This is a genomic window from Neorhizobium puerariae (genome assembly GCF_042429745.1).
Classification (GTDB): domain Bacteria; phylum Pseudomonadota; class Alphaproteobacteria; order Rhizobiales; family Rhizobiaceae; genus Neorhizobium; species Neorhizobium puerariae.
Genome location: NZ_JBHMAA010000011.1, coordinates 77323 through 99759 on the forward strand (window position 1 = coordinate 77323; position 22437 = coordinate 99759).

21 protein-coding genes are annotated in these 22437 nt (G+C 61.3%); 5 read left to right on the forward strand and 16 right to left on the reverse strand.

All coding sequences use genetic code 11. The annotated features are described in order from the left end of the window. Positions 1 to 2: 2 nt before the first annotated feature. The 4 genes from ACFFP0_RS09120 to ACFFP0_RS09135 all read right to left on the reverse strand — a co-directional run bounded on the left by ACFFP0_RS09120 (position 3) and on the right by ACFFP0_RS09135 (position 5210). Entirely contained in the window at positions 3 to 1079 is a 1077-nt protein-coding gene (locus tag ACFFP0_RS09120) for an ABC transporter ATP-binding protein (protein ID WP_377259337.1), read from the reverse strand. Positions 1080 to 1118: 39 nt separating this feature from the next. After that, positions 1119 to 2636, reverse strand: a complete 1518-nt coding sequence (glpD, locus tag ACFFP0_RS09125; RefSeq protein WP_377259340.1) for a glycerol-3-phosphate dehydrogenase — start codon at positions 2634 to 2636, stop codon at positions 1119 to 1121. A gap of 109 nt (positions 2637 to 2745) precedes the next feature. After that, positions 2746 to 3519, reverse strand: coding sequence for a DeoR/GlpR family DNA-binding transcription regulator (locus ACFFP0_RS09130; RefSeq protein WP_377259343.1), 774 nt, complete (start codon positions 3517 to 3519; stop codon positions 2746 to 2748). 302 nt (positions 3520 to 3821) lie between these two features. Further along, positions 3822 to 5210 carry an FAD-binding oxidoreductase gene (locus ACFFP0_RS09135; RefSeq protein ID WP_377260116.1) on the reverse strand — a complete coding sequence of 463 codons (1389 nt, stop codon included), beginning with the start codon at positions 5208 to 5210 and terminating at the stop codon, positions 3822 to 3824. Between the two features lie 97 nt (positions 5211 to 5307). On the opposite strand from ACFFP0_RS09135, the gene ACFFP0_RS09140 reads away from it, so the two are divergent. After that, complete coding sequence (locus tag ACFFP0_RS09140; RefSeq protein WP_377259347.1) at positions 5308 to 6234, forward strand: LysR family transcriptional regulator; 927 nt, start codon at positions 5308 to 5310, stop codon at positions 6232 to 6234. A gap of 19 nt (positions 6235 to 6253) precedes the next feature. Here the strand turns inward: ACFFP0_RS09140 and allE are convergent, their stop codons facing one another. The 10 genes from allE to ACFFP0_RS09190 all read right to left on the reverse strand — a co-directional run bounded on the left by allE (position 6254) and on the right by ACFFP0_RS09190 (position 16223). Then, a complete protein-coding gene (gene allE, locus ACFFP0_RS09145; RefSeq protein ID WP_377259350.1) occupies positions 6254 to 6997 on the reverse strand; it encodes a (S)-ureidoglycine aminohydrolase in 744 nt (247 codons plus the stop codon). A gap of 34 nt (positions 6998 to 7031) precedes the next feature. Further along, on the reverse strand, positions 7032 to 8267 hold the full coding sequence (locus tag ACFFP0_RS09150) for a M20 family metallopeptidase (RefSeq protein ID WP_377259353.1): 1236 nt from the start codon (positions 8265 to 8267) through the stop codon (positions 7032 to 7034). After that, entirely contained in the window at positions 8153 to 9091 is a 939-nt protein-coding gene (locus tag ACFFP0_RS09155) for a polysaccharide deacetylase family protein (RefSeq protein WP_377259356.1), read from the reverse strand. The genes ACFFP0_RS09150 and ACFFP0_RS09155 overlap by 115 nt, the downstream gene beginning before the upstream one ends. 9 nt (positions 9092 to 9100) lie before the next feature. Then, entirely contained in the window at positions 9101 to 10000 is a 900-nt protein-coding gene (locus ACFFP0_RS09160) for a polysaccharide deacetylase family protein (protein WP_377259359.1), read from the reverse strand. A gap of 17 nt (positions 10001 to 10017) precedes the next feature. Further along, positions 10018 to 10683 (reverse strand): aspartate/glutamate racemase family protein, encoded by a 666-nt coding sequence (locus ACFFP0_RS09165; RefSeq protein ID WP_377259362.1) that lies wholly within the window; start codon positions 10681 to 10683, stop codon positions 10018 to 10020. A gap of 31 nt (positions 10684 to 10714) precedes the next feature. After that, a complete protein-coding gene (locus tag ACFFP0_RS09170; RefSeq protein ID WP_377260118.1) occupies positions 10715 to 11419 on the reverse strand; it encodes an ABC transporter permease in 705 nt (234 codons plus the stop codon). Between the two features lie 97 nt (positions 11420 to 11516). Next, positions 11517 to 12374, reverse strand: coding sequence for an ABC transporter permease (locus tag ACFFP0_RS09175; protein ID WP_377259365.1), 858 nt, complete (start codon positions 12372 to 12374; stop codon positions 11517 to 11519). Continuing rightward, the gene (locus tag ACFFP0_RS09180; RefSeq protein ID WP_377259368.1) at positions 12371 to 13441 is read right to left on the reverse strand and encodes an ABC transporter ATP-binding protein; all 1071 of its coding nucleotides are present in this window, start codon (positions 13439 to 13441) and stop codon (positions 12371 to 12373) included. Before ACFFP0_RS09180 ends, ACFFP0_RS09175 begins: the two co-directional genes overlap by 4 nt. Positions 13442 to 13445: 4 nt before the next feature. Continuing rightward, a complete protein-coding gene (locus ACFFP0_RS09185) occupies positions 13446 to 14471 on the reverse strand; it encodes an ABC transporter substrate-binding protein (protein ID WP_377259371.1) in 1026 nt (341 codons plus the stop codon). Between the two features lie 111 nt (positions 14472 to 14582). Beyond that, positions 14583 to 16223, reverse strand: a complete 1641-nt coding sequence (locus ACFFP0_RS09190) for a thiamine pyrophosphate-binding protein (protein ID WP_377260120.1) — start codon at positions 16221 to 16223, stop codon at positions 14583 to 14585. Positions 16224 to 16786: 563 nt separating this feature from the next. On the opposite strand from ACFFP0_RS09190, the gene ACFFP0_RS09195 reads away from it, so the two are divergent. From ACFFP0_RS09195 to ACFFP0_RS09210, 4 genes are all read left to right on the forward strand, one after another. Continuing rightward, positions 16787 to 17671 carry a WcbI family polysaccharide biosynthesis putative acetyltransferase gene (locus ACFFP0_RS09195; protein WP_377259374.1) on the forward strand — a complete coding sequence of 295 codons (885 nt, stop codon included), beginning with the start codon at positions 16787 to 16789 and terminating at the stop codon, positions 17669 to 17671. Further along, a complete protein-coding gene (locus ACFFP0_RS09200; RefSeq protein WP_377259377.1) occupies positions 17668 to 18726 on the forward strand; it encodes a GSCFA domain-containing protein in 1059 nt (352 codons plus the stop codon). The genes ACFFP0_RS09195 and ACFFP0_RS09200 overlap by 4 nt, the downstream gene beginning before the upstream one ends. Before the next feature lie 337 nt (positions 18727 to 19063). After that, on the forward strand, positions 19064 to 19432 hold the full coding sequence (locus tag ACFFP0_RS09205; RefSeq protein WP_377259380.1) for a ribosomal maturation YjgA family protein: 369 nt from the start codon (positions 19064 to 19066) through the stop codon (positions 19430 to 19432). Between the two features lie 211 nt (positions 19433 to 19643). Continuing rightward, positions 19644 to 20552, forward strand: coding sequence for an alpha/beta fold hydrolase (locus tag ACFFP0_RS09210; protein ID WP_377259383.1), 909 nt, complete (start codon positions 19644 to 19646; stop codon positions 20550 to 20552). 172 nt (positions 20553 to 20724) lie between these two features. On the opposite strand, the gene ACFFP0_RS09215 is transcribed toward ACFFP0_RS09210, so the two are convergent. Both ACFFP0_RS09215 and ACFFP0_RS09220 read right to left on the reverse strand, forming a co-directional pair. Next, positions 20725 to 21603, reverse strand: coding sequence for a MurR/RpiR family transcriptional regulator (locus ACFFP0_RS09215; protein ID WP_377259386.1), 879 nt, complete (start codon positions 21601 to 21603; stop codon positions 20725 to 20727). A 30-nt stretch (positions 21604 to 21633) separates the two neighbouring features. After that, entirely contained in the window at positions 21634 to 22362 is a 729-nt protein-coding gene (locus ACFFP0_RS09220) for an HAD-IIA family hydrolase (RefSeq protein WP_377259389.1), read from the reverse strand. Between the last annotated feature and the right edge of the window lie 75 nt (positions 22363 to 22437).

The window sequence follows — 22437 nt, forward strand, 5'->3', positions numbered from 1 at the left end:
CCTCAATGCGCCGCGGCGGTCGCGATCGCGCGTCCGTCCGGGCCAAAAGCCATCAGATGCCGGGTATCGAGGAAGACATCGATTTCCGTATCCGGATCGATGTCGTGAATGCCGCGTGCCAGCATGACCCAGCGGATGCCGTTGAAATCGAGATGGACGAAGCTTTCCGAACCGGTGATTTCGGAAACCTGCGTCCTGGTACGGATCTGCGCCGAATCCGGCGTCTGAGCGGCAAGCCCCAGATGGTGCGGATGGAATGCGACGGTGACCGGCCCGTCCGCGATGGCCGAGAGATGCGACGGCACGCGCATGCCCTCTGTATCCCCGTGCCGGAAGGAGCCGCCGGACTTGATCACCTCGATGAAATTGAGCGGCGGGTCCGCGAAGGTCTTCGCGGTGACGAGATCGGCCGGCCTGCGGTACACGCCGATCGTCGGGCCGAACTGGGTGATGCGCCCTTCCGAAAGGGTGGCCGTATTGCCTCCGAGCAGGAGGGCTTCGGAAGGTTCGGTTGTCGCATAAACGAAGATCGCGCCGGATTGCGCGAATATCCTCGGCAGTTCGGCGCGCAGTTCCTCGCGCAGCTTGTAGTCGAGATTGGCGAGCGGCTCGTCCATCAGGACAAGGCCTGCGTTCTTGACGAGTGCGCGCGCAAGGGCGGTACGCTGTTGCTGGCCGCCTGAAAGGTTGAGCGGCGTCCGGTCGAGATAGGGCGTCAGGCGCAACAGTTCGGCAGCCTTGCGCACCTCCTTGTCGATCGTGGCGGCATCCTTGCCGGCGATCCGCATCGGTGAGGCGATGTTCTCGTAGACGGTCAATGCCGGATAGTTGATGAACTGCTGGTAGACCATCGCGACATTGCGCTTCTGGACGGGCATGCCCGTCACGTCGGCGCCATCGACAAGCACCGAGCCGCCCGTCGGCCGGTCGAGGCCAGCCATCAGACGCATCAGCGACGTCTTGCCCGAGAGCGTCGGCCCCAGCAGGACGTTCAGCGAGCCCCGTTCAAGCACGAGGTTGGTCGGATGGATATGATATTCCCCACCCACCGTCTTTGCGGCGTTCCGCAATTCGAGCATTCGTTCCCGTGCCTCCCAAACACCGGGGACATGCCACCTTTATCCGGCCATCCTGGCCGGATGTGCGGCCATGTACTCCTCCAGTCGCGCTGCCTGTTCCTGGCTCAGCCGCAGTCCGTGCTTGGTCCGCCGCCAAAGCACGTCGTCGGCCGTCGTGGCCCATTCGTGGGCCATCAGATATTTCACCTCGGCTTCATAGAGATCGGCGCCGAAATCGCGCCCGAGATCCTCCAGCCCCGTGGCTTCGCCAAGGAGCGCCGCCGCCCTGGTGCCGTAGCGGCGAACAAGCCGGCGCGCATGGCTTTCGGTGAGGAAAGGATGGCGGGTCCTCAGCCTGGTGACTTCGGCCTCGTAGCCTTGCGCCGGGAAATCGCCGCCGGGCAGATGACTGCCCGCCGTCCAGGGCACACCCTGGACGCCGATTGCCGCACCGATCTTCTCCAGCGCATGTTCGGAAAGCCGCCGGTAGGTGGTGAGCTTGCCGCCGAAGATGTTCATCAGCGGCGCTTCGCCATCTTGGCCTTCGACCTTCAGCACGTAGTCGCGGGTCGCTTCCTGCGCTTTCGAAGCGCCATCGTCGAAGAGTGGACGTACCGCCGAATAGGTCCAGACGATGTCTTCCTTTCTGACCGGCTCCCGGAAATATTCCGATGCGCAGCGGCAGAGATAGTCGGTTTCCTCCGGCGAGATCTTCACGTCTTTCGGATCGCCCGTGTAATCCCGGTCGGTCGTGCCGATCAGCGTGAAGTCGTTCTCATAGGGGATCGCGAAAATAATGCGGTTGTCCGGGTTCTGGAAGAAATAGGCGCGCTCGCCCTCGAACTTCCTCTTCACGACGATGTGGCTGCCCTGAACCAGACGGACATGATGGGCCTCGTTGCGTCCGAAGACGCCGCGGATGACGAAATCGACCCAGGGGCCGGCGGCATTGACGAGCATCCTCGCCCGGTAGTTCACACCCTTGCCCGAGACGGTATCGACGGTGTCGATCGACCAAAGGCCGTTTTCGCGCTTTGCCGACACGACCATCGTCCGCGGCATGATGAGGGCACCCTTGTCGGCCGCGTCGCGAGCGTTCAGCACCACCATGCGCGCGTCGTCCACCCATCCGTCGGAATATTCGAAAGCCTTGGTGAACAGCGATTTGAGCGGCCTTGCGACCGGGTCCGTGCGCATGTCGAGCACGGCCGTCGGCGGCAGAAGCTTGCGGCCGCCGAGATGATCGTAAAGGAACAGGCCAAGACGGATCAGCCAGGCCGGGCGAATGCCGCCCTTGTGATAAGGAAGGACGAAACGCAGCGGCCAGATGATATGCGGCGCCATCGCCCAGAGCGTTTCACGCTCCATCAGGGACTCGCGCACGAGCCGGAACTCGTAGTGTTCGAGATAGCGCAGGCCGCCATGGATGAGCTTGGTGGCGCCCGACGACGTGCCGGAGGCGAAATCGTTCATCTCCGCAAGAGCGACGGAATAGCCCCGTCCGACCGCATCGCGTGCAATGCCGCAGCCGTTGATGCCGCCGCCGATCACGAAGATGTCGTGGACTTGCTGGGTCATAATCCCTCTCGTCGAGCCCGGACAGGGCCCTGCTTTCGTTCATTACGAAAGTCGAGACGATTAAAACGAAAATTTTTCGAATGTCAAACGAATGTTTCCGGCTTCGAAATCAGCGCTCGGGTTTCGAAGTTTCCACGAGCACGACGCCGCTTTGCCGACAGATATCGCGGATGGAAGGGGAATCGCAGCGATCGGTGATGAAGGTCTGGACCTGGGGTATCTGGCCGATGCGAACAGGCGCCGTGCGTTCGAATTTGGTGGAATCGGCGACCAGGATGACGTGCCTCGCATTGGCGATGATCGCCTGCGCAACCTTCACCTCGCGGAAGTCGTAGTCGAGAAGCGCGCCGTCCGGATCGATCGCCGAGGCACCGATCACCGCGTAATCCACCTTGAACTGGCGGATGAAATCGACGGCCGCTTCGCCGACGATGCCGCCGTCGGACTGGCGCACGACGCCGCCGGCGATCACCACCTCGATGTCGTCCAATAGCCGCAACCTGTTGGCAACATTGATATTGTTGGTAATCACCATCAGCTCGTGGTGATGGATGAGGGCTTCGCCCACGGCTTCCGTCGTCGTGCCGATATTGATGAAGAGCGAAGCATTGTCGGGTATGAGCTCGGCAGCGGCGATACCGATTGCCTGCTTTTCCGCGGCGGCGATCTGGCGTCGCGCATCGTAGCGGACATTCTCGGTGCCGCGCGGGAAGGTCGCGCCGCCATGGACCCTCGTCAGCAGCTGGGCATTGCACAGGTCATTCAGGTCCTTGCGGATTGTTTGCGGCGTAACCGAGAACTGCAGGGCCAAATCGTCGACCAGAACCCGGCCTGTGGTTTTCGCAAGCTCCACGATCTTTGTCTGGCGGTCCGTCAGGAACATGATCCCCTCCTTTCGTTTTTCTTCGGTTTTAAAGGAAGCACATCAAAAGGCAAAACGATTCCCCTTGATCCGAAGTTCGGGCGGCCGCCCTGGTTACCCGAACGGGGACCGTTCTGAAAGCCGGAAGGTTGCCGCGTTCAATCCATTCAGGAAGCCATTCGCAAAGCCGGCGGCGGGTTAGCTCGCTCCCTTGAACAGCAGGAGAGGTGCGTAAAGGATGGAGAAGCCCGGAAACGCCTTGCGGTCCTCTCGTGCGGGACGCCCGATACCGTCGCGAACCGTATGCAGCCTCCCGCACGACGTCACGGAATGACCTTTCCCGGATTCAATATGCCTTTGGGGTCCATTGCAGCCTTCAGGACGCGCATCAAGCTGATCTCGTCAGCGCTACGGGTGCGGTCGATCCAGGGCCTTTTGAGTGTGCCGATGCCGTGCTCGGCGGCAACGCTGCCGCCTCGTTCAGCGAGCAGATCGAACAGGCGGCGCTCGACTTCGGTGCCCGTGACTTCGTCTCCCGCAGGAACCGGCACGATCACATGCAGATTGCCATCCGCGATATGGCCGAGATGAAGTATGTCTCGAGTCACGAGATCGCCCAGCGCTTTCTCACAAGCTTCCGCGAATTCCCCGAGCTGCGACGGCGCCAGGCCGATATCGAAATTCAGGTGCGCTCCGATCTCTCGATCCACATCGCCGATCGCCTCGCGGACCGACCACATGGTCCTGGCGGCGGACAGCGAGTCGGCAAGTACGCCGTCGGAAACCACGCCCGCTTCAAGGCAATCCTCAAGCCATTCTTCCAGCCATCCGCGGTCGCGACTGCTGGTCTCCATGAGGATATAGATCCCGTGCCCGGTCCCCAGTGGAGGGCGCGAGGCTGCAACCATCCGGCACGCCAGGCTCCAATATGCCGGCCACATGCCTTCGAATGCCGTGAGCTCCGCCTGAAAATGGCGTCTGGCGGAAGCAAGGCACGCGATCGCAGCTTCATAGCCTGGCATCCCGAGAAGGACGGTATATCTGTCGTGTGGCGCGGGCGACAGGCGCAGAACCGCCCGGGTGATCACGCCAAGGCAACCCTCGCTTCCGACAAACATGTGTTTCAGATCGAAGCCCGCATTGTCCTTCAGCATAGGGCGCAAGTTCCGGATGACGGAGGCATCCGGCAGAACGGCTTCCAGCCCCAGGAGATGCTGGCGGGTCATGCCGTGCCGGACGACGCGAATGCCGCCGGCATTCGTGGCGATCGTGCCGCCTATCGTTGCCGACCCTCTGGCCCCGATATCCACGGGATATTCGAAGCCGGCGCACCGGGCGGCTTCCTGCACCGTTTCGAGAGGGGTGCCCGCCCACGCCGTCAGGCTGGCGTTTTCGGCGTCGACCTCAATGACGCCATTCATCCGCTCGAGTGAGAGCGCGACGCTGCCTTCCGTCGGAACGGCGCCGCCCGACAGGCCGGTCAATCCTCCCTGCGGCACGACCGGCATGCCAATCCGTTGGCAGACCCGCATGATGCCGGCAACCTCCTCCGTATTCCCGGGGCGCAGGACGGCGATAGGCAGGCAGCTCCGGGCCGTCGACGTATCCCGGGAATGCCGTTTTCGTTCGTCGTATCCACCGAGATAGCCCGACGCGCCAAGCAGGGCCGAAAGCTCCGCGAGCGCCTCCTCAATTTGTTGAGCATTCTTCATGGTCAAGTTGAAGATCCTATTGTAAGCCAATGTGGTTACGGTGATTGGGAGCATCGTGACTCTTCGTTGCGGTGACGATGTCGAACGGTGATGTGCGATGGATGAGAAGTCGGTTCCACGTCTGGCGAAAATGACCGCGCTTCGGTATTTTTTCGAAGTCGTGCAGCACGGTTCCTTTCGGAGGGCGGCTGACGAGATTCACGTTGCCGCATCGGCGATCAATCGCCAGATCAGCCTTCTCGAAGCCCATCTCGATGCCAGGCTGTTCGATCGCGAGCGCGGGCCGAGCGGACTGCGCCTGACCGAGGCGGGCCGGATACTGCATTACCGGCTCTGCTCCGTCATGAACGAATTGTCGATCGCGGGCGACGAGATCAGCGAACTCAAGGGGTTGCAGAGGGGACATCTGCGCATCGGCGTCAACGAAGTCATCGCCACGGATCTGCTGCCGGACGTCATTGCGGATCTTCATGCCCGCTATCCCAACCTGACGTTCAAGACCATCGTCGACAACACGCCGGAGATCGTCAAGCGTCTGCATGACGGCGATGTCGACATCGGTTTCGGCTACAATTTCCCGTCGATCAAAGAGTTGAACTTTCTCTCCGTGCTCCAGCGCAAGACGCATCTGATCACGTCGCTCAGCCACCCGCTCGCCCGCCGCAAGCATGTCAAGCTGCAGGACATATCCGGAGCGGACTTCATCCTGCCGGATCGGTCGCTTTCGCTGCGCAGGATGCTCGACGATGCGTTCGCCGCGACCGAATTGAAGATCAATCCCATCATGGAGACCAATTCCTTCACGCTCCTGCGAACGATGGTTCAGGCCGGCCTCGGGGTGAGTATCGTCACCGGCCGCTTTATCCGGAACAGCCCGCAGCGCATCGCCTTCATCGACCTCAAGGAGGACGTCATCAAGTTCGGCGTTCTGTCCTGCTGCAACAGTGCCGGTCGCACGCCGTCGGCCGCGGCGATGGCTTTTGCCGAGGCGGTCAAGACGCATTTCTCGACGATGAACGAGTGATGTCACGATCGCGGAGGCTTCAACCTGCGATCGGACTGCGGTTGTAGTTCTTGTAGATCAGGTATCGCGATCGCGTGCGACCAAGCGCACCAAACCATTGAGGCACATGTGGTCCCATCCAGATGAAGTCTCCCTTCTCGACCGGATACCAGTTCTCGTCCAGCCTGTAGACGCCGCCGCCATCGAGGAAAAGCAGGCCGTGTTCCATGAAATGCGTCTCGACATAGGCGAGGGACGCTCCGGGTTCGAAGGTCATTATGTTGAATTCCCCATCGAATATGGGATCGGTCGGAAGCAACTTCTGGACCTGCAGCGTTTCGTCACCTCGCAGCGCCGACGAAGGACGCTCGCTCGCATGACCGACATACAGATCGGGATATCGTTCGCCGGACGCGATGAAGCGCCATTGATAGAGGACGAAGCGGGTTGCGTTTTCGTAGCGCAGGCCTGCCGCAAGCGAAGGGGGCAGAAAGACAAAATCTTCGGCAGTCAGCCGATGGCTCCCGCTCCCCACCTTGACCTCAAGCTGGCCGCCCAGGACGAACAGGAAGCTGGCATGCCCGGAGGAATCGATCGTGGCTTCTGCCGCGGCGCTCGTTTCGACGAGCGCCATGCTGAACCGCGCCCCCATCTGTGGAGTGATCACATAGACGAATTCGGCTCCGTCCCATCCGGGTTGGGTTATGCGTTCGAAACTCTCCGGCGTCAAAAGCGCATGATTGGCGCGGATCGTGCTGCGTGTTGATCCAGATCTTGAAAGCATTTCAGGGTCCTGTCGATTGGGGGGCCAGTTCTGTTCAGCCGCCGAGCGTAAGGAACAACCGCCGAAGCAGAAGCTCGCGTCGTGCAAGGGCGGATACGATAATGTGCTCGTTCGGCGAGTGCCAGAAGTTGCCGATGGCGCCGAGGCCGTCCAGCGTAGGCGTGCCGGCCGCTGAGGTGAAGTTGCCATCGCTGCCGCCGCCGCTGGACGTCTCGACAAGGGTCGGGCCGATCTCGCGCGCGATCTGCTCGGCATGCCGAAACAGGTCCAGCGTGTCCGCGCTGCGGTCCAGACACGGCTTTTCGATCTCGCCCGCGACATCGATCCGGACCTGGGGATCGCGCGGCGCAAGCCTGCGCAGGTTTTGCTCAACCGCGTGGCCGGCGTCGTTTTCGGAGAACCGGACATCCACGAGGCAATGCGCCTTGCCGGCGACAACGTTTGGCTCCGTGCCGCCGCTCACGTAGCCCACGTTAACGGTGGTTCCCGCTGAGATGTCCGTCATCTCGTCCAGCGCGACGATGGTGCGGGCCATTTCCGATATGGCCGAGCGCCCGTCGGCGAAGGCCGATCCAGCATGCGCCTCACGGCCAGTGATGTCGATCCGGTATTTCGCACGTCCCTTCCGGAAGGTGATTGCCTCGTCTCCACGCGCAGGTTCGGGGATGAGGGCGCAGGCGACCTTGCGCGCCTCGTCCTGAATGACCGCGCGGGATGTGGGCGAGCCAATCTCCTCATCGGTATTGAAGACGAGCGTAAGCGGACCTGGCATCATCTGCCCCGATCGGACGATGTTGCGGATCGCCGAAAAGGCCAGGTAGGCGCCACCTTTCATGTCGGCGATGCCCGGACCATGGAACCTGTCGCCGTCGCGCCGCATGGGAACCGATCCCGGGGTGCATACGGTGTCGAGATGGTTGGTGCACAGGATACCCCGCGCCGGTCCTCCTGCAAATCGCAGGATCAGATGATCGCCCATGCCGTCGCGGCCAGCGATCCGTTCGATCCCGCAGCCGAGTGGAGAAGCTTCGGAGACGATGTGGTCGAGCAGTTTGCCGATCACGTCGACCCGGCCGGTCGGTGTCTCGAACTCCACCCAGCGGAGCAGGCCCGCCAGGAGGCTTTCGCTGTCCGCGATTCCGTTGTCCTGCGGCATCAGTTCAGGCTTCCTTCGTAGCTTTTCCAGATCGACGGTTCGAGTTTGAGATAGGTCGCTGCGGGATGCTGTCGGGTCCAGTGGTCCGCGATTTCCGAGCCGGTGGCATTCCATATCCCGGGCATCGCGACGGCCTCGCACAGGAAGGCATCGAGATTATCCAGCCGGTGGCCCCAGCCGCTGCGTTGCGGCGAGACAGTCATGGAGAAATGGCGGCCACGCCTGTATTGGGCGGCAAATTCGGTTTTCCAGTTCCGGAAGAGCACATCGGGCCGCTCCAGCCCGGTGCCTTCGGAGGGGAACATCAGGAAAAAGCGGTCGTCGAAATGGTAGTAGTAGGGCAGGGCGAGCAGGTTCTTGCGGTTTTCAAAGTCGGTCACCCAGTAATGCGGTGCATCGTCGGCAAGACTGTTGCCGAAATACGCATATCCGCTGGCGATCAGCAGGTCGATCGTCCGGCCGCTGACGTTGCCGGTGGCAAACGGGTCCGTCGGCCTCGGAAGCGAATACCAGCCCCGGGGCCGCGTGCCTGTCACCGACTCGATCAGTTCGGTAGCCTGAATGACACGTTCCGCCTCCGTCTTTTCGTCCAGCGTCAACGGGTCTTCTCCGAATAGCCCGTTGGCTGCGATCTCATGGCCCGCTCCGGAGATTGTCGCGATAAGGGAAGGATAAATTCCTGCGATGGCCGCTGGAATCGCGAATGTGGCGCGCAGGCCATGCCGCGCGAACATGTCAAGGAAGCTGTCGAGACCTTCGTTCATCCCGAAGTGATAGGTCGGATAGGCCAGGGATTTCTCCGTCAGACCCGCCGGAGACGTCACCGGACTGAGGTCCACGACGATGCCGAAGCAGCATTGCTTCCCGTTGGGCCAGACGATGTCGGCATCGGCGATGGCGATCTCGTCCGATATCGTATAGTTTTGTTTCCAGGGCATGGATTTACCTCACTTGGACGACCGCGGTTGCTGATCGAAGGGGAATTGTTCGATGCAATATCCAGCGAGATCCCCGCAGGTCGGAAACCAGACCCCCGGCAGGGTTTTCATGCGCTGGATCAGCCTCTCCAGCATGTCGACGCGCGCGGCATGACCGGACACGAAAGGATGCAGGAGGAGATTGAAATAGCCGCCGGCGCGATATTGCTGCCGGAATGCCTGCCACCAGATTTCCAGCACCGCCTCGGGATCGTAGAGGCGCTGGGCGGCATTGGGCGTGCCTAGCCAGCCGAAGCTGAAATACATCGCGTCATCGACGGCGTAGTGGAAAGGCAGTTGCAGGAGTTCGTTCTCGCCGTTTTCGTCGAGCTGATAGAAGGGCATCGACCTGGCGGATGTGAACGAGTTGTAGGTAACGCCCATCCGCCTCAACAGCGCGGGCGTATGGCTGCTTCTGGTGCCTGCTACCGGCTGTTTCGATATCGCCGAAAGCGCGGCGATCGCCTTGCCGAGATGATCCTCCTCAAGTCGGAGGTCTTCCGGCACCTGGTGTTCCCACATGTGATCCGCGAGCTCGTGGCCAGCCGCGACGGCGCGCCTGAGAGCCCTGGGGTAGAGTTCGCAAATGCGTCCTGGCGTGAAGACCGTCGCTTTCACATCGTGGGCATCGAACATATCGAGCAGGCGCCATATGCCGACGCGGCCGCCGAATTCTCCCTTCGCGCGCTGGAGGGCAGGTTCGTTCCACAGCCGCCGAAGCAGCATCGCGTCGAAATCCAGCGTGAAATTGACGGCGATATGCACGCCGTCGGGATAGCGGAAATCGGCGATGGGTACATGTTGCGCGTCGCTGCGGCGCGCGGCTGCCGCCAGCGCCTCGATGCCGCCGGTCTCGAATGTCGCCGTCATCTTCAAATTCTCCCTCGTCATATTTTCGTCCTGGCCGGTCTGGTTCTGGTCGAGATGCCGTAGTTCAGGGAGGCCTCCGCCGATTTGACCCCTGCAATGACCGGATTGATGACCGGGATGCCAAGCACCTGCTGCAGGCGCTCGACCAGCCCGTCCACAAAGCACATGGCGAGACATCCGAGCACGATGACGTCGGCGCCGTCCTCCACACAGAGTTTCGCCGACTGGATCATCCGGTCGAAGGCGTTCCCGGGACTGCGGCGCAGATCGGAAACCGAGGCCCCCACGACACGCTCCGAGACGAAGCGGTCGCCAAGCCCCATCGACCTGACGCGCCGGCGCAACCCTTGGGGCGTGGGATCGGACGACAGGACCGAGAAACGCTCCCCGAACTGTATGGCCGCGAGAAGAGACGCCTCTCCCGGGCCGATCACCGCCTCGTAGCCATTCTCGGCCCATTGCGGCGCAATCGGGCGGAGATTGGAGAAGACCATGGCCGCGTCGATCTGCGATTCGATGACTGGCGGCCCGTCGCCGGGGGAGGCTATGTCGATGCGGATGGACGGAGAGACCCAACCGCGCAGAATGCTCCGCCTGCGGTCGACTTCCCCGCTTCCGGTGACGAGATGCAGCGGACTCACGAGCTGATAGAGGATCTTTTTCGGTTCGGGCGAAGATGTCATGGCTGAGTATTCCCGCTGAGCAGTCGGCTGGTCAGAACGCACGCTGGAGGCCGACGATTTTCTGGATCAGCCCGACGCCCAGGGCGGAGAGCAATATCGAGAGCGTCGCGGCCGCCGCCGCGGTCGGCCTGAATTCGTAGGTGAGGAAGTCGAACAGGGCCAAGGGCAGGGTATTGCCCCCGACAGGCTTCAGGAGAAGCGAGATCGTATAGAGGTCGAACGAGGTGATGAATGCGAAGACCGCTCCCATCACGATCCCGGGTGCCGCCAGCGGCAGCAGGATGCGCCGGAACGTTTCCCAGCCGGAAGCGCCAAGGCTCGCGGATGCCTCTTCCATCGCCGGGTCGATCTGCCGGAACGCTGCGACGATCGAGACGTAGGCATAGGGGAAAGCGATCAGGATATGCCCCATCTGCAGCCCCAGGAACGTCTTGGCGAGGCCGATCTGATAGAGAAAGAACAGCAGGCCGATGGCGGTCAGAAGTTCCGGCACGAGAAGCGGCAGCGTCATGGAGATCTGGAACACTATCGCCAGCCTCTTCGAAAGTGCCTGGCTGCACAGCGCCGCCATCATGCCGAGCACGCAGATCACGATACTGGTGACGGATGCGACCCGCAGGGACATCAGCAGGGCGTCCACCAGATCCTGACGCTGGAAGAACGCAATGAACCAGCGTAGCGAAAGGCCCTGCGGCGGCACGCGCATCAATTCTCCGCCGGTAAACGAAGCCAGCATGATCGCCACGAGCGGCGCCAGAAGGAAGACGTAGAGCAGGAGGATCAGCGTGCCGAAGGCGAAACGGCCGAACCGCCCCGCGTCGAGGAAGATTCGGTCATGCGCGCACCCTTTCCATCAGCTTCGCCGTCAGCAGGGAGAAGCAGATGACGACCGAAAGGGTGGACATCGACATGACGATCGCAAGCGTCGACCCGAAAGGCCACGCGAAAGTGCCCGTCAACTCCCGGATGATCAGGGTCGGCATGAGGTTCACCATCTGGCCGCCGAGCAGAGCGGGTGTGACATAGGCCGCAACGCTGAGCACGAAGACCAGGATGACGCCGGGCTGGATGCCCGGGAAGCTCAGGGGCAGGATGATCCTGAAGAAGGTCGAGGCGCGGCCGGCGCCGAGCGATAGCGAGGCTTCGGACAGGGCAGGATTTATGTTGCGAAGCGCGTTGTTGATCGGCAGCACCATGAAGGGGATGAAGACGTGCACCAGCGCCATCACGACGAGGCCTTGGGTGAATAGAAGCCGCAGCGGCCTCGAAATGATGCCGAGCGCGATGAGCAACGTGTTCAGGGGGCCGTCGATTGCGGTGACGATCATCCATCCGAAATTGCGAACGAGAACGCCAGTCATCAGCGGGGAAGCGATGCAGGCGTAGAGAAACAGGGCCTTGCCGCCCTTCGCCCTGGAGAGGTGCCAGGCAAGTGGATAGGACACGATCAGGCACAGGAGGGTGACGATCACGGCGGTAACCAGGCTGCGCAGGAGCGTCGACATATAGAATGCATCGCCGATCACCCGCGAATAATGCGCAGTCGTGAAGTCGTCGCCATAGGGCGCGCCGGTTCCGGACGTCCTGAAACTCATCTCCACCATGCCCGCAAGCGGCATGACGAGGAAGACGAACAACAGCAGGATCGCCGGAATACCGAACAGGACCTGCCATTTCCTGCGGCCGCTCATGGCTTCACCTCCGGCATCAGCCAGGCGTGATCAAGATCGACGGAGATGCCGACGTGCTGGCCGATAGAGATGAACGTGTTCGGAGGAACGGCCAGTTTGAGCATGCCGCCCGTCGCCAGCGCTACCTCGCAATGCTGGCTGGCTCCCAGAAAGGCGGCTTTCGACACCGTTCCCCTGAACAGGGCGGTTGGGGGCTCATCGTCCGCGACCAGGCCGAGCGATTCCGGCCGCAGTAGCAGTTCCGCCCGATCGCCGGCCTTCAACGAGGCGATACCGCGAACGTCGAGCGTGCGTCCGGAGACCTCGACGCGGAACGCGCCCGACGATCCATCGACGACCTTGGCCGCAAGGAAATTGGCTTCCCCGGTGAAGTCGGCGACGTAACGCTCGCTCGGGCGCTGATAGATTTCCCGCGGGGTGGCGAACTGGGCCACCCTGCCGGATTTCATCACCGCGACCTTGTCGGAAATCGCCATGGCCTCCGCCTGGTCGTGCGTGACATAAAATGCCGTCATCCCGCTCTGCTGCTGAACTTCGCGGATCAGCCAGCGCACCTCGTCACGTAATCGGGCGTCGAGGTTGGCGAGAGGCTCGTCGAGCAGAAGCAGGCGCGGCTCGATAACCAATGCCCGGGCGAGGGCGACGCGTTGCTGCTGGCCACCGGAAAGGGCCTTCGGAAGGCGATCCGCCAGACCCGTCAGGCGGACCATCCTCAAGGCGCTGTCGATGCGCGGCCTGTGCCCGCTTTTGGGAATCTTCCGGAAAAGCAGTCCATAGCCGACATTCTCGGCCACGGTCATGTGCGGAAAGAGCGCGTAGTTCTGGAACACCACGCCGAAGTCGCGTCGGTTGGAGGGCGTCGCAACAATGCTTTGGCCATCGACGTTGATGTCGCCGGAATCCGGCGACAGGAAGCCCGCCAGGCATCGTAGCGTGGTGCTCTTGCCGCAGCCCGAGGGACCGAGGAGCGAGATCAGTTCCCCGCTCTCGGCATGCAGGCTGACACCATCGAGCGCAACGACATCCGAATATCGCTTCGTAAGCGCTTTGACCTCCACCTTCGCCATGGCCTTAGATGTTCCGGGCCCATTGATCGGAGAGAGCTGCGCTTATCTTGTTGGCTGCCGTCCAGTCGAAACGGATGGCCTTGGATACCTGGTCCTGCCTGAGCGGCCACTTTTCCAGTTCCGGCGGAAGCTGCACCGTCTTGTTGGTCGGTGCGATCAGCCAGTTCTTCGCCATCCAGGTCTGGGTTTCGGGACTGAGCACGAAGTTGATGTATCTCGCACCGTCTTGCTTGTCAGCGCCATGCTTCAACAGGCTGAAGGAGTGGTCGAAAACGAACATGCCCTCTTCCGGGATGACATAGTCGACTGGAACGCCCTGCGCCTGCATCGTGGAGATCTCTCCGAGATCGATAGGAGCGACCGCTATCTGCCCCTGGGTCAGGAGAGGCGTAAGCTGGGCCGAATAGCCGAGTTGCGGGAAGGGTTTCAGTTCCTTGAACTTCTTGATGGCCGTGTCGATGTCGTCGCGGCCGGAGCCGAAATGTTCTCCTGCCCACAAGGACATCATCATGGCTGCGGAGTTGGTGATCGCATAAAGGCCAAGCTGGCCCTTGAAACGGTCGTGCCACAGATCGGCCCAGCCGCGCGGCCGTTCGGAGACCAGATCGGTGCGGTAGCCGATGACCAGCGGAGCGAGCATGCCGGTCACGGCGGTGTCGCCCTTCAGGCGCGCCGGGGCGATGACATCGCTCAGGTTCGGGACGAGCGACGAGGTCAGCGTTTCGAAATATCCGTCGTCACGCAGCATGGCGGTGTAGCGCTCGTTGAGCATGACCGCAGAAAACGGCGGGTTTTGCGCTCCTGCGGCGCGGAAGTTCGAAACCCAGCCCATCCCGAGCCCGATATCGAGATTGACGGGCCGTCCGATCTCCTTGGAGAATTTCGGTAGAACGGAGCTGCGCCAGTCGTTTTCCCAGCGACCGCCGAACATATTGACGACCAGCGGCTTTGCCTGCGCGAAAGCCGGAAGGCCGAAGGACGATGCGGCCGCCATGGAGACCTGAAGCATTCTGCGACGTGTGAGTTGCATGTGTTCCCCTTTTCTTTTGGTAGGCATGTTGGTTGTCTGGACTGCTATTGCCGCCTGCGCCGGGCCGGTCGCCTGACGGTCGTCCGGGCGGCGGGCGAAACCCGGGGCCGGCTACCGCATCGGCACATGGTTGGCGCCGAGCTTGAGGTCGATGAGCAAAGGCCCCGAACGCTGCCTGACGGCTTCACAGGCCGTTTCGATGTCCTTGGCCGAACGGACGCTGATGCCGGCGGCCCCCATTGATCTGGCAATCCCGGCAAAATCCGGGGACCCGATAAGAGACAGGGCGGGACTCATCGAGCGGTTGGTGAACTGTATATGTTCCGCGCCATAGCTGGCGTCGTTGCAGATGACGATGATGAGATCGAGCTTCTCCCGTACGGCGGTGGATATCTCCGATAGGCCTCCGAGCATGAAGCCGCCGTCGCCCGCCACCATGACGGTCGGCTCGCCCGCCGAGCCGACCGCCGCACCGATCGCCTGCCCGAGACCGAAGCCGATGGCTCCGAAATGGACGGTGTGGATGAATTTTTCCGGCGCGCGCACCGGGAAGGCGAGCCAGGCCGTCGTGACGAAACGACCGAGGTCGGTCACCAGCGTTCGGTCGGAGGGCACGGCCTCGTTGAGTTTCACAAGCGCGGTATCGAGATCGACAACGCCATCGGGAAGATTGTCCTGCCGGCCGGCCGCCTGCGCGATCACATTCTCCAGCTTTGGCGCTTCGCCCGTCGCAAAACCGGAAGGTTCGATTTCCGCGCCCCGAAGCATCTCGCACATGATATCCGCGGTCAGCGCGGGGTCACCGACGATTCCGATCTGCGGCACGACGTTGGTGGCCAGATCAGTTGCCCGCGACATAATCTGAATGACGCACTTTCCGCGGACGAAGGAACCCGATTCCGTCGTGTGGCGGCTGAGACTTGCTCCGAATGCGATTATGCAATCGCTCTGCATGATGAGTTCGACGGCGACCGGGTGACTGAGGCCGCCAAAAACGCCGAGGTTCCATGCTTCCCCCTCGAATAGCCCGGAGGCTTTCAGGGTCGTCGTCAAGGGCGCCTCTATCTGCCGGGAAAGCCGGATGAGCGCTTCCCGCGCTTCCGTGCCTGCGGCTCCGCGGCCGGCCAGGATGATCGGGCGGCGGGCACTCGCGATAATGCCGAGAGCTTCGTCCAGGTCGGCGCTCGTCGGAACCAAGGCGCGGGTCTCAGGCATCCGTAGTTTCATCGGGATGGAACTGGATGGCTCCCATTGCAGATCGACGCGCATGTTGAGGACGACGGGGCGTCGTTCGAGGCAGGCCCTGCGGAATGCGGTGGCGATATCCTCCGCAACGGTCTCCGGCTTGCGCAATTCGACGAAGCCGGCCCCGGCCGCCGCGATGAGTTCCCGCTGGTTGATTTTCTGTAGGTGCTGAAGATTGTCAGGCGGGGTATCGCCACAGACGAGGACCAGCGGAATTCCGCCCTTCACCCCTTCCGTCAGCGCTGTGAGCGCATTGGTCAAGGCGGGCCCGTGCGTAATCGTCGCGACGCCGGTCCGGCCGGTTCGCTGGGCATGGCCAAGGGCCATCAGGACCGCTGCGGCTTCATGGGTGGCGGGAATGTATCTGCCCTTTTTGGACCTCACAAAGCTGTCGACCATGAAGAGATTTCCATCCCCGATCAGCCCGAAAAGGCACTCGGCACCACAAGCGGCGAGCGTATCCGCTACCACTTCATGGACAGTACGGCTCGATTGACCGCCGTTCATCGACACGGGCTGGACCTCTCAGATTTTCATGCGTTCCCATTTCATTGAATCCACTGTGGTCAACAGGAGGCGGGATGAAAAGCGGAATTATAAGCGGATAATGATCTCAAAATTAGCGCATTATAATTCTTTATGATCGAATATGTGGCGCACTGCTCATGAAATGAGCGGCAATCGCATGCCAGCTGTGCAGAGGCTGCGTTTTGTATGCGTCTGGAGTGATAGCGCAGCCCATTTGCGGTGGGTCAGAGGCTCGTATGCACCGCTGGACGAGGACCGATCTGGTGGAAGCCACGAGACCCGGTTTCCGAATCTTGGGTGCCCCCCGAGGTCATGGAACACCGCAATCGATCGTTCGCATGGCATAGAGGCTTTCCCAAGATGCTGAGCGCGTCGCGAGGGGTGGGTTAAGACATCTTCTGCCGCAAATCATTCAGCCATGACGCGATCGATATAGACCCTCACCGAGGACCGAAGGACAATGAACCCGTTTTCCTGCCCTGCCGTGCTGAGGAGAAACCGGCCATGTAGCTCTACGGTAATTCGATATGAAGAACTGATCGTTGAATACGGCTGACTTGAATGGCTTTCTGATGGAATCGTGGCTCATATTATCAAATTGCCAGACTTTTGGCCTTGCTAACTCCCTGAAATTGCTCAATCCGCGTTTCCGTATCGATTCGATGGACGTCTGGGGTTTCAGGAAGAATATTGAAAAATATAAGGAAGACCTGCCTCGATACTTCAGAGTTGTCGTGCATCCTCAATTCCGCAATATCGATTTCGATTTCACGATAGCGCAGAATCTTGACTTCATTCCGTCGATTAATTTCGATGCCTACCATCCCGACGTCTGCTACGCCTTTTCGAATGGCCCGATAGACAGCCCGATGGGGTCATATCATTCGATGATCGTTCTCGCAGCGTACGAGGCCGGATTGACCACCGAAGCGACCCGCAAGCTGTTCCGGCGTGACGTCTTCGAGCGATGCGACTTCTTCTCCCGCTGGGAGCAGGAACGGACGCAGCTCCTCAAGCATTTCTCGCAATATGGCTTGGACATCTCGTCGTCCTTTGCGCAATGGTCTCGCGGCGACGCTTTCATGTATTCGGTCAATCACCCGAAGATCCGCTGCATCTACGATATTGCCCGGATCTTCATGAAGCGCCTCGGTGTCAATACCGTCGAGAGCGATCTTCTGCCGGCGGACAATCTTCTGAACGGTCCATGCTATCCAGTATATCCCGAAATCGCTGAGGTTTTTGGCACAAGAGGATCATATCTTTTCAAGGTGCCGAACGAATACCGGCTCATCTCGCTGGAAAAATTCATCGAGCGCAGCTTCGAGGTCTATGCCAGCCTTCCGCCCAATTCCATCCAGGTCGAAAGTGCGGTTCGACCACGCTACGCAAATATCAAAGCGGTCATAGCGGAGGCAGCCCGATGACGAACCCCTATGCAGCGATCGAGGATTATCAGCTCTGGCGACGGTCTGTGGCGCGCGTGGAAACGCACCTCTTCGATCCGGTCGTCAATCCCAAGTTCCGTCTCGACAGAACATCAAGGATCGCGACGGCTGGCAGCTGTTTTGCGCAGCATATTTCCCGGCAGTTGCAACAGATAGGTTTCCACTACTTCGTGCCGGAAAATGGCGAAGCATTGCCGGAAGACGAGCGCAACCGGCGAAATTTCGGCGTCTTTTCGGCACGCTACGGAAATCTTTATACCGCTCGGCAATTGCTGCAACTGTTTAACGAGGCCTTCGAGGGACGGGAGCCGGTTGAGAAGGCGTGGTTGCGGAAGGACGGCCGGTATGTCGATCCCTACCGGCCGCAGATCGAGCCGGACGGGTTTGAAACGATCGATGCCGTAAGGGATGCGCGCAAGCAGCATCTCGCGGCGGTGCGGTCAGTTTTCACGGATGCGGACGTGCTGGTTTTCACGCTAGGTCTCACGGAGGCTTGGCGTTCGAAGATCGATGGTGCGGTGTTTCCGCTGGCGCCAGGCGTGGTTGCTGGATCGTTCGACCGCAAGCGCCATGAATTCGTCAATTTCAGACTTGCTGATGTCGATACCGATCTTACAGATTTCCTGAGGAAACTCAGGAGAAAAAACCCACGCGTGAAGGTGCTGCTGACGGTTTCGCCGGTGCCCTTGATCGCGACCTATGAGAACAGGAATGTTCTTGTTTCAACGACCTACAGCAAGTCCGTGCTTCGGGTGGCCGCAGATCAAATCACCTCACGTTTCGCGTGGGTCGACTATTTCCCTTCATACGAGATTATTACCGGCAGCCATGCCGGTGGCCTCTATTACGAGGCTGACTATCGCGAAGTGAACTCACGGGGTGTTGCTCACGCCATGCGCTGCTTTGTCAGGAACTATGCATCCGATCCCGTAGCCCGCATCCAGCGCGAAGGGACGGTGCTGCCTGCGGCACCTGAACCGACACGAAGGGACATCATCTGCGACGAAGAGGCAATCGACGCGATACGCGTATAGCCGTCATCGCGCGTCCGACGACTTTTCGAAACCCGTCCCCTCGGTGCCGTCGGCATAGGGCCTGAATTGATCCCATCTCAGGGGAGAATCATGCTGTTCAGCATTCATCGGGCAAGCCTTCTTGTCTCCCTGCTGATGGCCGTGCAAGCGCAAGCGCAAACGACGGATTTGCCCGTGGTAGAGAACACGGCGGCACTGCAGACCGTCGCATCGACCTCGGCTCAGGCAAGTGCTTTGCCGCGTGGTCCGTCGAAGAGCTTGCCGCCAGATCTGCTGACCGCTCGACAGTTGGTTGATGCTTGGCTAAATCCTCGTCATGCAAATTGGCTTGAACCGAGTGGCGTTTGTCTACGCCGTCATTTTCTTTGTGATTTTGTTGCTGCTTGCGGTGCTGGGCGATCGCCTGGGCTGGATTCGCAGTTTTGTTGGGGACGTGCTGGCCGTCGTCTGGGTCTATTTCCTGCTCAAGACACTGGTTCGGGCAAAGCCGGCCCTGCTTGCCGGCATCGCGTTTGGAACGGGTGTCGCAGTGGAGCTGATGCAGTATCTGATGGTCAGCTTTTCTTTCCAGATTCCAAACCGGATACTGAGGATCGTGCTCGGCGCCACACCGGACTGGTGGGATGTACTGGCCTACGCGCTCGGTGCGATGCTGGTGCTCGGCTTTGAACATTTCCTCTCCGTGGGCGACCGTGCCCGCGGATGAATTTGCCTGTTCCAACATTCCTGCATCCGGAAACCCACGATGACGGGATGCTGACGCCGGGTGGATAGGGAGCGCCGCACAAACGTCCGACGGGCGCCGGGCTCCATCCGGCAATCGGAAGATCGCCCGTGTTTGCCGGCGCGGGGAACGAACGGATGCCTGGGCGGTTCGGGGGCAATCTGCAGGGATCGGATTCGCCGGGAGGCACGTCATGCAGCCGACGACCCATCGATACGCGACCGTCAACGGCCTCGGTATTTTCTATCGGGAGGCAGGGCGGCAGGGCTCGCCCGTGGTTTTGCTGCCGCATGGCTATCCCTGCTCATCGTACGAATTCCGCAATCTCCTGCCACGGCTGGCGGATCGCTGGCGGCTGCTCGCGCCGGATTTCCCCGGCTCCGGCTACAGCGCCACGCCCGACGATTTCGACTACAGCTTCGACGGCTATGCCGATTTCCTGGACGGTTTCGTGAAGGCGCTCGGCGTGGAGCGCTTCGCACTTTATCTGCATGACTTCGGGTCTCCCATCGGCGCGCGGCTGGCCATCAAGGCGCCGGAGCGCGTCATGGCGCTCATCGTCCAGAATGGCGACATTCCCTATGAGGATGCGCTGGGATCGAAATATGCCGAGATCGAAAGGACCTGGCGTCTTCCCCGGTCCGACATGAAGGAGAAGCTGGCGGAAGCGGTCGACGAGGAGACGTTCAGGAAGGAGTTCCTGAACGACGTCAGGCCTGAACTTGCCGAACGCATTCCTCCCGATCTGTGGAAACTGCACTGGTCGCTGATGACACCGAAGCGCAAGGAGATCGCAGTCGAACTGATCGCGGGGCTCAAGGAGAATCGCGCCTGGTTTCCGCAGCATCGGAACTACCTCGCCAGACACCGCCCACCGACGCTGATCGTGTGGGGTCCGCAGGATGGGTATATGCCGGAGCAATCGGCGCGCGCCTACCTTCGGGATCTTCCCGATGCGGAACTCCATCTGCTCGACGGCGGCCACTGGCTTCTGGAGACCAATCTCGACGAGGTGGTCCCGCTCGTCCGCGATTTTCTGGGCCGGGTGTGGGCATCCGGCACGTCGACAGGCGGACCTTCCCGTGGCGGCTCCGGCCCCTGAACGGACATGCCCTCGACGAACATGCGGATGACGTTGCGGCCGCCCCCGGATCATCAACAGGGCTACACCCCGCCTCGACGACGATGCATGCGAGAAGGGCAGGGGGCTCGCCGAATTCACTTCGGAGCGGGGCCGTCCTCGCGGTGTCCGGCGGCATGAAAAAGCTGCCGACCTACACGCGTTTTGTCGCAAGCACCTCGAACGTGCGGGCAAGCGTGGCGACGGAGCGATCGTAGTCGGCCAGGGCCAGGCAGGCGATCAACGCATCGACGATCGCAAGCTGAGCGATGCGGCTGGTCATCGCTTCGGTGCGGAACTGGGTTTCCCGGGCAAGCGTATTCAGCACGACATCCGTATGCGCGAGCAGCGGCGACTTGCCGAAATTGGTGATCGCGATCGTCGTGGCGCCGGCTTCCTTGGCGAGCCGGGTCGCGGTCAACGTCTCCACCGTGCTGCCCGAATGGGAAATCGTCACCACCGCCGTCGTGCTGTCGGCCAATGCGGCGGTGATCGCCTGCACATGGCTGTCGACGCTGGCGCGCGACGGAATGCCGATCCGCAGGAGGCGATAGTTCATGTCTTCCGCGATCGTCGCGGCGCTGCCGATGCCGAACACCTCGACGCGGCTTGCCTTCCTGATCGCCTCGACGGCCTTGGCCAGCGCCGCGATATCGAGCGCTTTCCGGGTATCGCGCAGAGCCTGCAGGTCGGACTGGAAGACCTTTTCGACCACCGTGGCGGTATCGTCCCCGGGGGTCAGGTCCTCGTGGATGAACTGCACCGGCTGCACAAGGTCGCGCGCAAGCGCAATCTTGATCTGCTGGAACCCCCGCGCACCGAGCGACTGGCAGAAGCCGATCACGCTGCCTTCGCTCGCTTCCGCCTTCTCGGCCACTTCGGTGACGGACATGTGCACGACATCGGCCGCGTTGAGCACGATGAAATCGGCGATGCGACCGGCGGTCGGCGACAAATCCTTACGCATGGCATGGATACGGTCGATCACGCCGTGCAGGTCCTGGCCGTTGGTTCTATCCTTGTCAGAGGCCATGCCCCTTCCTCTCTCTACGCAAGACGGCTTTCAGACGGCCGCAAGAAGTCTCGACCGGCGGATGATCCCCTGTTCCACCCGCAGGAAGCCCATGCCGAGCCGCCGCGCGCCGAGGCCATCGGTCTCGGGATTGTCTCCGATCATGACGGCGTCGGCCGGCGCCACATCGAGATGGCGGCAGCCGCGTTCGAAGAGGATCGTCTCCGGTTTTCCGACAACGGTGTAGTTTTTGAGACCGGTCGACGTAAGGATCGCCGCGGCGAGAGCGCCGGTCTCGGGAACCGGCCTGCCGTTGATGCCGGGGTGGCTACCGTCGGGCGCCGCGACGATCAGCCCGGCGCCGCCGGCAATCGCCTCCGCCGCGGCGGCAAGTTTCGCATAGGTGAAGTGCCGGTCGCGGGCGACGACCACGAGGTCGACCGTCCTGTCGCCGATCCGCAGCCCCTTGGCCCGGGCATAGGCGATAAGCGTCGCGCTGCCGAGAAGAAGGACCGAAGCCCGCGGATACTTCGCCGCGACGATATCGATCGCCGCCGTCCCGGCCAGGATCACGTCCTTTTCGTCGACCGGCAGGCCGAGGGCCCTCAAGGTTCGCGAGAGCTGCCGAGGCGTGTGTTCGGCGTTGTTCGAGACGATGACAAAGCGGTCCCGCACCTCCTCCAGAAGCCATGCCGCATCTGGCAACACTGTGCGTCCGGTGATCAAAGTGCCATCCAGATCAATGAGATAGCCTGCGGCATCCAATATCGGTTCTTGCAAAACATGTCCCCTTGCGAGCGGGGCGAATGTGGATTGAGACTTCCTCAATGTCAATGAAGATTATTTTGAGATTGT

Bases quoted from the DNA above. Each gene is read 5' to 3' on its own strand.
- ACFFP0_RS09175 (WP_377259365.1), bottom strand. From the start codon at position 12,374: ATGAGCGGCCGCAGGAAATGGCAGGTCCTGTTCGGTATTCCGGCGATC.
- ACFFP0_RS09185 (WP_377259371.1), bottom strand. From the start codon at position 14,471: ATGCAACTCACACGTCGCAGAATGCTTCAGGTCTCCATGGCGGCCGCA.
- allE (WP_377259350.1), bottom strand. From the start codon at position 6,997: ATGCTTTCAAGATCTGGATCAACACGCAGCACGATCCGCGCCAATCAT.
- ACFFP0_RS09155 (WP_377259356.1), bottom strand. From the start codon at position 9,091: ATGCCCTGGAAACAAAACTATACGATATCGGACGAGATCGCCATCGCC.
- ACFFP0_RS09120 (WP_377259337.1), bottom strand. From the start codon at position 1,079: ATGCTCGAATTGCGGAACGCCGCAAAGACGGTGGGTGGGGAATATCAT.
- ACFFP0_RS09190 (WP_377260120.1), bottom strand. From the start codon at position 16,223: ATGAACGGCGGTCAATCGAGCCGTACTGTCCATGAAGTGGTAGCGGAT.
- ACFFP0_RS09180 (WP_377259368.1), bottom strand. From the start codon at position 13,441: ATGGCGAAGGTGGAGGTCAAAGCGCTTACGAAGCGATATTCGGATGTC.
- ACFFP0_RS09165 (WP_377259362.1), bottom strand. From the start codon at position 10,683: ATGACATCTTCGCCCGAACCGAAAAAGATCCTCTATCAGCTCGTGAGT.
- ACFFP0_RS09150 (WP_377259353.1), bottom strand. From the start codon at position 8,267: ATGGAATGCCACCGGCTCGGAAATCGCGGACCACTGGACCCGACAGCA.
- ACFFP0_RS09140 (WP_377259347.1), top strand. From the start codon at position 5,308: ATGGATGAGAAGTCGGTTCCACGTCTGGCGAAAATGACCGCGCTTCGG.
- ACFFP0_RS09170 (WP_377260118.1), bottom strand. From the start codon at position 11,419: ATGCTGGCTTCGTTTACCGGCGGAGAATTGATGCGCGTGCCGCCGCAG.
- ACFFP0_RS09135 (WP_377260116.1), bottom strand. From the start codon at position 5,210: ATGAAGAATGCTCAACAAATTGAGGAGGCGCTCGCGGAGCTTTCGGCC.
- ACFFP0_RS09215 (WP_377259386.1), bottom strand. From the start codon at position 21,603: ATGGCCTCTGACAAGGATAGAACCAACGGCCAGGACCTGCACGGCGTG.
- ACFFP0_RS09160 (WP_377259359.1), bottom strand. From the start codon at position 10,000: ATGACGGCGACATTCGAGACCGGCGGCATCGAGGCGCTGGCGGCAGCC.
- glpD (WP_377259340.1), bottom strand. From the start codon at position 2,636: ATGACCCAGCAAGTCCACGACATCTTCGTGATCGGCGGCGGCATCAAC.
- ACFFP0_RS09200 (WP_377259377.1), top strand. From the start codon at position 17,668: ATGACGAACCCCTATGCAGCGATCGAGGATTATCAGCTCTGGCGACGG.
- ACFFP0_RS09210 (WP_377259383.1), top strand. From the start codon at position 19,644: ATGCAGCCGACGACCCATCGATACGCGACCGTCAACGGCCTCGGTATT.
- ACFFP0_RS09130 (WP_377259343.1), bottom strand. From the start codon at position 3,519: ATGTTCCTGACGGACCGCCAGACAAAGATCGTGGAGCTTGCGAAAACC.